Here is an 11,979-nt window from a genome sequence, read left to right as displayed (position 1 = left end):
TAGTTTTCCACGCAACATGGAATTGCCGGGTGCTCCGGCGGACGATTGTGAGGGACAGGTGTCTGAGTTCGCCGCCATTCGGCACGGTCTGACCAGCGCACAGCACGAGGTGTGGCTCGCACAACAGCTGGATCCGCAGAGCACCCACTACAAGACCGGCTCCAGCCTGGAGATCAGCGGTCCCATCGACCATGCCGTGCTGAGCGCCGCCCTGCGGCACACCATGGCCGAGACGCAGACCTTGTGCTCCCGCTTCCTCGTCGACGAGCAGGGGCCCTACCGGGTGCACTGCCCGGTCGCCCCGGAGGACCAGGAGGGTCAGGACGCCCCGACGGCCGCGGACGGCAGCCCCCTCACACCGGTGCGGCTGCCGCACCTCGACCTCACCGGGCATGGGGACCCGGAGGCCGAGGCGCTCCGCTGGATGGAGGACGACCGCGCCACGCCCGTGGCCCTGGACCGCCCCGGCCTGAGCAGCCACGCCCTGTTCACGCTCGGCCCGGACCGGCACATGTACTACCTGGGTGTCCACCACATCGTCCTCGACGGCACGAGCATGTCCCTCTTCTACGAGCGGCTCGCCGAGGTGTACGCGGCGCTGCTGGGAGGGCGCGAGATCCCGCCCGCCTCCTTCGGCAACATGGACCAGCTCGTCGCCGGCGAGGAGACCTACCGCGCCTCCGGCCGGCACACGAAGGACCGCGCGTACTGGACCGGACTGTTCGCCGACCGCCCCGACCCCGTCTCGCTCACCGGCCGCAGCAGCCGGCTCGCCCTCGCCGGCACCCTGGCCAGCCTGCGCCTGGGCCCGGAGCGCACCCGGGTGCTCGACCGGGTCGCCGAGGCGTCCGACTCCTCCTGGGCGCGGGTGGTCATCGCCGCCGTCGCCGCCTTCCTGCACCGGATGACGGGCGCGCGGGACATCGTCGTGTCCCTGCCGGTGACGGGCCGCTACGGCGCCAACGCCCGGACCACGCCCGGCATGGTCTCCAACCAGCTGCCGCTGCGGCTGACGGTGCGTCCGGAGGCGGCCTTCACCGAGCTGATCGCCGAGGTCTCCACCGCCCTGAGCGGCCTGATGGCCCACAGCCGCTACCGGGGCGAGGACCTGAACCGCGAGCTCGGCGTGTCCGGCGGGGGCGCCGGCGTGCTCGGCCCGACGGTCAACGTCCTGCCCTACACCCGGCCCGTGGACTTCGACGGCTCGCTCGGCGTGATGCGCAGCCTCGGCTCAGGACCGACCACCGACCTCAACTTCGTCCTGACGGGCACCCCCGAGTCCGGGATCCGGGTGGACTTCGAGGGCAACCCGCAGCTGTACGGCGCCGAGGACCTCGGTTCGCTCCAGGAGCGTTTCGTCGGCCTGCTGGAGAGCCTGACGGCCGATCCGGCCGCGCCGGTGGGCCGGGCCGCACTCCTCGCGGAGGAGGAGCGCCGGCGCATCCTCACCGAGTGGAACGACACGGCGCACGAGGTCCCCGCCGCCACCCTGCCGGAGCTGCTGGCGGCGCAGGCCGCCCGTACCCCGCAGGCCGAGGCCCTCGTGTTCGAGGGGACCTCCCTGACCTACGCCGAGCTCGACGCCCGTGCGGAGCGGCTGGCCCGGATGCTGGTGGCCCGGGGGGCCGGGCCGGAGTCGTTCGTCGCCGTGGCCCTGCCCCGGTCCACCGAACTCGTCGTCGCCCTGCTCGCCGTACTGAAGTCGGGGGCCGCGTACGTCCCCGTCGACCCGGGCTACCCGGCCGACCGCATCGCGCACATCCTGAGCGACGCGGGCGCCATGCTGGTGCTCACCTCGCGGGAGACCGAGGAGCGGCTGCCCGAGGAGGGCACCCCGCGGCTGGTGCTGGACGGCCCCGGTGCGGCCGACGCGGCCGACGTCACCGGCGCGGCCGCAGGCACGGCGGCGAAGCCCCGGGCGGCCCTCGAACCCCGCCACCCCGCCTACGTCATCTACACCTCGGGATCCACCGGCCGCCCCAAGGGCGTGGTGATCTCCCACCAGTCCATCGTGAACCGGCTGGCCTGGATGCAGGACACCTACCGGCTCGACGGCTCCGACCGCGTCCTGCAGAAGACCCCGTCCGGCTTCGACGTGTCCGTGTGGGAGTTCTTCTGGCCGCTGGCCGAGGGCGCCACCCTGGTCGTCGCCCGGCCCGAGGGCCACATGGACCCGGCCTACCTGACCGAGGTCGTCGCACGCGAACGCATCACCACCCTGCACTTCGTGCCCTCGATGCTCGACGTGTTCCTGCGCGAGCCGGCCGCCGCGTCCCTCACCGGGATACGCCGCGTCTTCTGCAGCGGCGAGGCGCTCTCCCCCGAGCTGAGCGCCCGCTTCCTGGCCGTGTCCGACGCCGAACTGCACAACCTCTACGGGCCGACGGAAGCCGCCGTCGACGTGACGTACTGGCCGTGCGCCGAGGGCAGCGGCCAGGTCCCCATCGGCCTCCCCGTCTGGAACACCCGGATGTACGTACTGGACGCCGCGCTGCGTCCCGTGCCGCCCGGCGTGCCCGGCGAGCTGTACATCGCCGGCGTCCAGCTCGCGCGCGGCTACCTCGGCCGCCCCGGCCTCACCGCCGAACGGTTCACCGCCAACCCGTACAGCGCCACCGGCGAGCGCATGTACCGCACCGGCGACCTCGCCCGCTGGAACCACCAGGGCCACCTGGAGTACATCGGCCGCGCGGACCACCAGGTCAAGCTCCGCGGCTTCCGCATCGAACTCGGCGAGATCGAATCCACCCTGCTGCGGCAGCCGGAGATCGGCCAGGCCGCCGTACTCCTGCGCGAGGACCAGGCGGGCGACCAGCGCCTGGTCGCCTACCTCGTACCGGCCGCCGGAGGCCGCCCCGACCCCGGGGCGCTCACCGGCCCGCTGCGCGAGCTGCTCCCCGACTACATGGTCCCCTCGGCCTTCGTCGTCCTGGACACCCTCCCCGTCACCCCCAACGGCAAGCTGGACCGCAAGGCCCTGCCCGCCCCTTCCTACACGGCCCGCGCGGAGCGGCGCGCGCCCCGCACCCCGCGCGAGGAGATCCTCCGCACGCTCTTCGCTGAGGTCCTCGCCGTCGACGAACCCGGCATCGACGACAACTTCTTCGAGCTCGGCGGGCACTCCCTGCTCGCCACCCGCCTGATCAGCCGCATCCGCACGGCGCTCGGCGCCGAGGTGCCGATCCAGCAGGTCTTCGAGGCGCCCACCGTGGCCGGCCTCGCCCGCGCCCTCCACGGCGCGGGCCGGGCCCGTACCGCGGTCACCGCCCGGCAGCGGCCCGAGCGGCTGCCACTGTCCTTCGCGCAGCAGCGCCTGTGGTTCCTGCACCAGTACGAGGGAACGTCGGCGCTCTACAACATCCCGGCCGCGCTGCGGCTCACCGGGCCGGTGGACGGTACGGCCCTCGCGGCCGCGATCGGCGACGTGGTCGCCCGGCACGAGAGCCTGCGAACGGTCTTCGCCGAGGACGAGCACGGCCCCCACCAGGTCGTCCTCTCCCCGGCCCAGGCGGCGCCCCGCCTGGAGAGCGCCGACACGGACGCCGGGCGGCTCGACGCGGACCTGGCCCGCGCCGCCCGGCACCGCTTCGACCTCGCCCGCGAGACACCGCTGCGCGCCACGCTGTTCAAGGTGGCGCCGCAGGAACACGTCCTGATGCTGGTGCTCCACCACATCGCCGGGGACGGCTGGTCGCTGGCCCCGCTGGCCCGGGACCTGGGGTCCGCCTACGCCGCCCGCCTGGGCGCGGCGGCTCCCGGCTGGGCGCCGCTGCCCGTCCAGTACGCCGACTACACGCTCTGGCAGCACGAGCTGCTCGGCGCCGCCGGCGACGGGGACAGCGAGGGCGGCCGGCAACTCGCGCACTGGAAGGCGGCCCTGGCCGGGCTGCCGGAACGCCTCGAACTGCCCGCCGACCGGCCCTACCCGGCGCGCCGCAGCAATGCCGGGGCGCGCTTGGACCTGTCCGTCCCGGCGGGCCTGCACCGCTCGTTGGCCGCACTGGCCGCCGAGACGCGCACCAGCGTGTTCATGGTGCTCCAGGCCGCGCTCGCGGGCCTGCTGACGCGGCTCGGCGCGGGTGAGGACATCCCGATCGGCTCGACCATCGCGGGGCGCACGGACGCCGAGGTGGAGAACCTGGTCGGCTTCTTCGTCAACACGCTGGTGCTGCGCACCGACACCGCCGGCGATCCGACGTTCCGCGAACTCCTGGGCCGCGTCCGCGACACCGACCTCGCCGCCTTCGCCCACCAGGACGTGCCCTTCGAGCGTCTCGTCGAGGCGCTCAACCCGGACCGCGGGGCGGCCCACCACCCGCTGTTCCAGGTGATGCTGACCTTCGACACCACCCAGCAGGACGCCCTCGGTGAGCTGAACCGGCTTCCGGGGGTGCGGACTGACCTGGTGCCCATCCACGCCGGACTGTCCAAGTTCGACCTGGCCTTCGCCTTCGACGAGAGCCGGAACGGCGACGGTGCGGCGGCCGGGCTGAGCCTGGCCGTGGAGTACAGCACCGAGCTCTTCGACGCGGAGACGGCCCGCACCCTCTCCGAGCGGCTGCTGCGGCTCCTGGCCGCCGTGGTCGCGGAACCGGGGCTGCGCCTGTCGGACGTGGACATCCTGGCCCCGGGCGAGCAGCACCGGCTGCTGGTCGAGGCCAACCGGCCGGACCGGACTGCCGGGGCCACGGGGGTCACCGGGGCCACCGGGGCCACCGGGGCCACCGGGGCCACCGGGGCCACTCTGCCCGAGCTCTTCGAGCAGCAGGCCGCCCGCTTCCCGGACCGCACCGCCCTCACCTTCGAGGGCGCCTCCCTCACGTACGCGGAGCTGAACGCCCGCGCCAACCGGCTCGCCCGGCTGCTGGCCGGCCGCGGGATCGGCCCGGACTCCCTGGTCGCGCTGGCGCTGCCCCGCTCCGCCGAGCTGGTGATCGCCCTGCTCGCCGTGGTCAAGTCCGGCGCCGCCTACGTGCCCCTCGACCCCGACTACCCGGCCGACCGCCTCGCCTACGTACTGTCCGACGCGGCTCCCGCCGTCCTGCTCACCGACCAGGACACCGCGGTCCGGCTGCCGGCCCACGAGGTGCCCCGCATCGTCGTCGGCGGCCCACAGTCGCCCGCGGACGAAGTGGCCGGATACGGCGACGCCGACCTCGGCCAAGGCGAGCGGCTCCGGCGGCTGGACCCGCAGGACACCGCGTACGTCATCTACACCTCCGGTTCGACCGGGCGCCCCAAGGGCGTGGCGGTGCCGCACCACAACGTCGTACGGCTCTTCTCCGCGACCGCCCACTGGTTCGGCTTCGACGAGCGGCAGGTGTGGACCCTCTTCCACTCGTACGCCTTCGACTTCTCCGTCTGGGAGCTGTGGGGAGCGCTGCTGCACGGCGGCCGGCTCGTCGTCGTGCCGCACTCCGTCACGCGCGACCCCGCCGCGTTCCTGCGGCTGCTGGAGCGCGAGCGGGTCACCGTGCTGAACCAGACGCCGTCGGCCTTCTACCAGCTGGCGGCCGCCGACCGCGAGCACACCCCGGACCTGGCCCTGCGCACGGTGGTGTTCGGCGGCGAGGCCCTGGATCCGTCCCGGCTGCGGGACTGGTACGAGCGGCACCCGCAGGACGCCCCGACGCTGGTCAACATGTACGGGATCACCGAGACCACCGTCCACGTGTCCCACTTCCCGCTGGACCGGGCCACGGCCGCGGCCGCCTCGGCGAGCACCATCGGCGTCAACATCCCCGACCTGCGCGTGTACGTCCTGGACTCGCGGCTGCGGCCCGCCGCACCGGGCGTCACCGGCGAGATGTACGTGGCGGGCGCCGGCCTCGCCCGCGGCTACCTCGGGCGGCCGGGGCTCACCTCGGACCGCTTCCCCGCCGACCCGTACGCCGCTCTCTTCGGCGAGTCGGGGACGCGGATGTACCGCACGGGCGACCTGGCCAGGCGCCGGGTCGACGGCGGACTCGACTACCTGGGCCGCGCCGACCACCAGGTGAAGATCCGCGGCTTCCGGATCGAACTCGGCGAGATCGAGGCCGTGCTGGCCGCACACCCCGCCGTCGACGACGTCGCCGTGCTGCTGCGCGAGGACGTACCCGGCGACCTCCGGCTCGCCGCGTACGTGGTCACGGGCACGAGCGTGCCCGCCCGGACGCTGCACGACCACGCCGCGGCCCAGCTCCCCGAGCACATGGTGCCCTCGGCGTTCGTCACCCTCGACGCCCTGCCGCTGACCCCCAACGGCAAGCTCGACGGCAAGGCGCTGCCCGCCCCGGCCCACAGCGCGCGCGCCGCCGGGCGCGCACCGCGCGGCCCGCGCGAGGACATCCTGTGCACGCTGTTCGCGGAGGTGCTCGCCGTACCCCGGCTGACCATCGACGACAGCTTCTTCGACCTCGGCGGCCACTCCCTGCTCGCCACCCGGCTCGCCGGCCGGATCCGTACGGTGCTGGGCGTGGAGCTGTCCGTACGGCAGCTGTTCGAGACGCCCACGGTCGCCGGGGTCGCCGCGGCCCTGGACCACGCGGAGCGTGCCCGCACCCCGCTGACGGCCGGGACGCGTCCCGGCCGGCTGCCGCTCTCCTACGCCCAGCAGCGGCTGTGGTTCCTGCACCGGCTCGAAGGCCCGTCGCCCACCTACAACATCACTGGTGCGCTGCGGCTGACCGGCCTGCTCGACCCCGAGGCGCTGCGGGGGGCCTTCCAGGCCGTCATCGCCCGCCACGAGAGCCTGCGGACGGTCTTCACGGAGGACGGCCAGGGTGCCTGGCAGACCGTTCTGGAGCCCGAGCGGGTCCGGTTCGAGCTGCCGGTGACAGAGACCACCGAGGAGCGGCTCGACGAGCGGCTGACGCACGCCGCCCGTCACAGCTTCGACCTGGCCGCCGACATCCCGGTCCGGGCCGAGCTGTTCCAGCTCTCCCCCACAGGACACGTGCTGCTGCTGTCGGTCCACCACATCGCGGGCGACGGCTGGTCACTGGGGCCGCTGGTGCGGGACCTGGCGACCGCCTACACCGCCCTCGCGGAAGGCCGCGCCCCCGAGTGGGCCCCGCTGCCCGTGCAGTACGCGGACTACGCGCTGTGGCAGCGTGCCTCGCTCGGCGACGCATCCGACGCCGGCAGTGCGGCGGGCCGCCAGCTCGCCCACTGGAAGCAGGCCCTGGCGGGGGTGCCCGACCTGCTGGAGCTCCCCGCCGACCGGTCGCGTCCGGCCGTCGCCTCGCATCGGGGCGGCCGGGTCCCGCTGACCGTGCCGGCGGACCTGCACCGGCGGGTCGCCGAACTGGCCAAGGAGTCCCGTACCAGCGTCTTCATGATCCTCCAGGCGGCACTGGCCACCCTGCTGAACCGGATGGGCGCGGGCGACGACATCCCCATCGGCACGCCGGTCGCGGGCCGCACCGACGACGCGGTCGACGAGGTCGTCGGCTTCTTCGTCAACACCCTGGTGCTGCGCACCGACACGGCGGGCAACCCGACCTTCCGGGAGCTGCTCGACCGCGTCCGGGAAGCCGACCTGACGGCATACGCCCACCAGGACCTCCCCTTCGAGCGCCTGGTGGACGCACTCAGCCCGGCCCGGTCGCTCTCCCACAACCCCCTCTTCCAGGTCCTGCTGAGCCTGGACACCACCCAGCAGAACGCGCTCGCGGCGCTGTCCGCCACCGGTCTCGCCGTGGAGCCGATCGCCGTCGAGAGCGGCGTCGCCAAGGTCGACCTGGCCTTCGAACTCGCCGAGCACCGGGACGCCGAGGGCGCCCCCGCCGGACTGGAGGGCGCCGCCGAGTTCAGCACCGACCTCTTCGACCAGGCGACGGTCAGTGCCCTCGCCGCGCGCTTCCTGCGGCTGCTCGACGCCCTGACCGCCGATCCGGGCCGGCGCATCGCGGAACCGGACGTGCTCGACGCGGCCGAACTGCACCGCGTGCTGGTCGAGTGGAACGACACCCCGCGCACAGCGGACTCCCGGACCTTCGCCGAGTACGTCGAGCGCCATGCCTCCGAGGCCCCGGAGCGCGTGGCCGTCGAGTCCGAGGACGGCAGCCTGACCTATGCCGAGCTCAACGCGCGGGCCAACCGGCTGGCCCGCCGGTTCATCGAACGGGGCGTGGGCGCCGAGCAGTTCGTCGCGCTGGCGCTGCCCCGCTCGGCCGACCTGGTCACCGCCACGCTCGCCGCCTTCAAGGCGGGCGCCGCCTACGTGCCGATCGACCCCGCGTACCCCGCCGAGCGCATCGCCTACCTGGTCGAGGACGCCGCCCCGGCGCTGATCGTCACCACCGCCGACATCGCCGCGGGACTGCCCGACACCGCGGCTCCGCGGCTCCTGCTGGACGGCTCCGGGACCGCGCGGGAGCTCGCGCAGCTGCCCGCGCACGACGTCACCGACGCGGAACGGCGGACCCCGCGGCGGCCCGGCCACCCGGCGTACATGATCTACACCTCGGGCACCACCGGCCGGCCCAAGGGCGTCGTCGTGACGCACGCCGGACTCCCCGGGCTGCTGGACATCTTCACTCGCGACTGCGCCACCGGACCGGGCAGCAAGGTCCTCCAGCACCTCTCGCCGAGCTTCGACGCGGCGTTCTGGGAGCTGTCGATGGGCCTCCTCACCGGCGCGACGCTGGTCGTCGCACCGGCGGACCTCACCCCGGGACCGGAGCTGGCCGAGCTGGCGAACCGGTTCCGCGCCACCCATCTCAGCCTGACGCCCGCCGTCCTGGGGCTCCTGCCCGAGGGCGCACTGCCCACCGTCACGACCCTGGTCGTGGGCGCGGAGACGAGCCCGCCGGAGCTGGTGGAGCGCTGGTCGGCCGGGCGTACGCTGCTCAACTCGTACGGCCCCACGGAGACCACGGTCTGCTCCACCATGAGCGGGCCGCTGTCCGGCCCCGTCACCCCGCCCATCGGCGCCCCCGTCGCCAACAGCTCCGTCTACGTCCTGGACACCGCCCTGCGGCCGGTGGCCCCCGGCGTCCCCGGCGAGCTCTACGCGGCGGGATCCCACCTGGCCCGCGGCTACCACGAGCGGCCCGCGCTGACCGCGGAGCGCTTCGTCCCCGACCCGTACGGGGTCCCCGGCACGCGGATGTACCGCACCGGCGACCTGGTGCGCTGGCTGCCGAACGGCGAGCTGGAGTACCTGGGGCGCGTCGACACCCAGGTCAAGATCCGCGGGCTGCGGATCGAGCCGACCGAGATCGAGTCGGTCATCGTCGAGCGCCCAGAGCTGGCCAGGGCGGCCGTGATCGTACGCGAGGACCGCCCGGGCGACCGGCGGCTCGTGGCGTACGTGGTGCCGGAGCACGGACACGTGCTGGACGTGCCCCGGCTCCGCGCCGAGCTGCGCGGCATCCTGCCCGACCACATGATCCCTACGGCGTTCGTCTCCCGGGACGCCCTGCCCCTGACGATCAACGGCAAGCTGGACCGCAAGGCGCTGCCCGCACCCGACTACACCGCGCAGACGTCGGAACGCGGCCCGCGCACCCCGCGTGAGCAGCGGCTGTGCGAGCTCTTCGCCGAGGTACTGGGGCAGGAGTCGGTCGGCATCGACGACGGCTTCTTCGACCTCGGCGGCGACAGCATCCTCTCCATCCAGCTGGTCGGCCGGGCCCGCGCGGCCGGGCTCGTCGTGTCGGTGCGCGACATCTTCGAGCACCAGACGCCGGCGCTGCTCGCCGAATCGGTGACCGTCGCGGACGACTCGGACCGGCCTTCGACGGGCGCCGAGGTGTCGGCGTATGGCGCGGCGCCGATGACCCCCATGATGGGATGGTTCGCCGACCTCGGCTCCGACCAAGCCGAGTTCAACCAGTCCGCGGTCCTGCACGTGCCCGCCTCCCTGGACTTCAAAGCCCTGGGCAGCGCGCTGGGCACCGTCCTCGACCACCACGACGCCCTGCGGATGCGGGTCGCCGACGACTGGACCATCGCCGTTCCCGAGCCGGGTTCCGTGACCGCCGCCGACTGCCTGACCCGGTACGACGCCACGGGTCTCGACGAGGAGGCGGTGCGCTCCGCCGTGGTCGCGCAGGCAGGCGAGGCCCGGTCCCGGCTGGACCCGGCGGGCGGGCTGATGCTCCGGGCCGTCTGGATCGACCGGGGAACCGACCGGGACGGGCTCCTCGTCCTGGTCGCGAACCACCTGGTCATGGACGGTGTCACCTGGCGGATCGTGATCCCCGACCTGGTCACGGCGTACCAGGGCGGCACGCTCGCCCCGGTGGGCACCCCGTGGCGCCACTGGGCCCGGGCGCTCGCGGACCTCGCCACCGGGGCGCAGGCCGAGGCGCAGTTCGACCACTGGAGCGCGGTGCTCGGCGCCGCGCCCCGGGCCCTGCGGGTGGACCGTGCCCGCGACACCCACGCGAGCGCCGGGGAGATCACCGCCGAGCTCGACGCGGAGACGACCGAGGCCCTGCTCACCTGGGTGCCGGGCACCGTCAACGCCGGCATCAACGACGTGCTGCTGGCCGCCTTCGCGGTCGCGGTCGCCGAGTGGCGGCGCGGCCGCGGCGGCGACCCCGACGCCCCGGTGGTGGTCGACCTGGAAAGCCACGGCCGGCACGAGGACGCCGTGGCCGGGGCCGAACTCAGCCGCACGGCGGGCTGGTTCACCTCGATGTACCCGGTACTCCTGGCACCGCACGGCGGCGGCGTCGTCGGCGTCGGTGTGGTTGACAGCACGGGTGGCACCGGCGGCACCAGCGGCACCGGGCCGGCGATGGTGCCGGCCCTGAAGGCCGTCAAGGAGCAGCTGCGCTCCGTGCCGGGGAACGGCCTCGGCTACGGCCTGCTGCGCCACCTCAACCCCCGTACCCGCTCCGTGCTGGCCGAGCTGCCCGTGCCCGAGTTCGGCTTCAACTACCTGGGCCAGATCGGCCAGGGCGGAAGCGAAGGCGGCCACTGGACGGTCGCCGGCGCGGACGTCGCGGGCATCGACGGGGCCATGCCGCTGGCGCACCCGGTGGACCTCAACGCCTCGGCGCGCGAGACCCCTTCCGGTACGCGGCTGCTGGCGACCTGGACCTACGCGGCGCGCTCGCTGCGGCCGGAGGACGTCCGGCAGCTGTCCGACGCGTGGTTCCGGGCGCTGAAGCGTCTCGTCGAGGAGGCCCGCCACCCCGGCGCCGCCGGCCTCACCCCGTCGGACGTCACCCACCCGGCGGTCACACAGGCCGAGATCGAGCGCCTGGAGCGGTCCGTCCCCGGGCTGCGGGACATACTGCCGCTCGCACCTCTCCAGGAGGGGTTCCTCTTCCTCAACCTGTACGACGAGAACACCCGTGACGTGTACGTGGGACAGATCTCCTTCGACCTGAGCGGCCCGTTCGACGCGGCTCGGATGCGGGCGGCTGCCGAGGCCCTGCTGCGGCGGCACGACAACCTGCGCGCCGGCTTCCGCCAGACCACCTCAGGCGCCTGGGTGCAGGTCATACCGGCCGAGATCGAACTCAGCTGGCGGGAGATCGACCTGACCGGTCTCGCCGCCGAGGAGCGGTCACGGGCGTCGGACCGGGCCGCCGCCGAGGACCGGGACCGCCGCTTCGACCTGACGCAGCCGCCGCTGCTGCGGTTCGCGGTCGTCAGGCTGGGCGAGGATCGGGTACGGCTGGTGATGACGAACCACCACATCGTGCTCGACGGCTGGTCGATGCCGGTGCTGCTCCGCGAGCTCATGGCCCTGTACGCCGCCGGCGGTGAGCCGGGTGACGGGGCGGGTCTGCCGCGGGTGCGGCCGTACCGGGACTACCTGGCGTGGCTGGACGGCCGGGACCGGGAGGCGGCGCGGGAGGCGTGGGCGGAGTCGTTCTCGGGTCTGGAGAGTGCCAGTCTGATCGCTCCGGGGGCACCGTCCGTCGAGTCGGCGCCGGTGAGCATCGCGTTCGGTCTGGACGCCGAGGACAGTGGTGCGCTCGGTGCGTGGGCGCGAAGCCACGGCGTGACGATGAACACCGTGGTCCAGGGCGC

Annotated in this window: 1 protein-coding gene; it reads left to right on the top strand. The window is 74.0% G+C overall.

Going from position 1 to position 11,979, the window contains the following annotated elements:
* Window positions 1–58 precede the first annotated feature (58 nt).
* On the top strand, window positions 59–11,979 hold an 11,921-nt coding region (locus ACWDYJ_RS29370; protein ID WP_451568608.1), incomplete at its 3' end, for an amino acid adenylation domain-containing protein.

It is taken from the genome of Streptomyces sp. NPDC003042, assembly GCF_053591315.1.
Note: the sequence above shows the minus strand (reverse complement) of the source record. Positions and strands in the feature narration are given on the sequence as shown.